This window comes from Brevibacillus sp. GCM10020057 (assembly GCF_042683565.1).
Classification (GTDB): domain Bacteria; phylum Bacillota; class Bacilli; order Brevibacillales; family Brevibacillaceae; genus Brevibacillus.
This window is the reverse complement of record NZ_JBHUJW010000028.1, coordinates 97768-98300: the sequence shown is the minus strand read 5'-3', so window position 1 is coordinate 98300 and position 533 is coordinate 97768. Positions and strand designations below refer to the sequence as shown.

At 44.5% G+C, this 533-nt stretch carries 1 tRNA gene and 1 rRNA gene; both read right to left on the bottom strand.

The features are described from left to right. Positions 1-77 (bottom strand): 16S ribosomal RNA (locus ACFSO0_RS09570); the annotation flags it as partial. A 291-nt stretch (positions 78-368) separates the two neighbouring features. Then, positions 369-445: transfer RNA gene (locus ACFSO0_RS09565), tRNA-Pro, on the bottom strand. Positions 446-533: the final 88 nt, after the last annotated feature.

Below are 533 nucleotides of genomic sequence, written 5' to 3'. Positions count from 1 at the left end.
GAAGAGACTCGCTCGACTTGCATGTATTAGGCACGCCGCCAGCGTTCGTCCTGAGCCAGGATCAAACTCTCCAATAAAGTTTGTTTCTGGTTCATCGCTTTTTCAAGCTGGCAAATCATCAAATGATAGACTCATCAACGCTTTCGCTGTTCAGTTTTCAAAGAGCATTTTTGATTCTGTCGAACAAGCGACAGGAATTACATCTTACCACATCTGCGATGTCAAAGTCAATCATTATTATTCAACTTTTTCCTCGCTCTATGTTAAGTGAGATGCGTTCAGAAACACAGGTTGATAGCGTACCACACCACAACCAAATATTCATCCACCAATCATTCCCAACGCTATTTGCGAAGGAGATGATTACATGGTCGGGAAGACAGGATTCGAACCTGCGACCCCTTGGTCCCAAGCCAAGTACTCTACCAAGCTGAGCTACTTCCCGACTGTACATACTTCTTTTTATTAAGAGTGGCGTGCCCTGAGAGATTCGAACTCCCGACCTTTTGATTCGTAGTCAAACGCTCTATCCA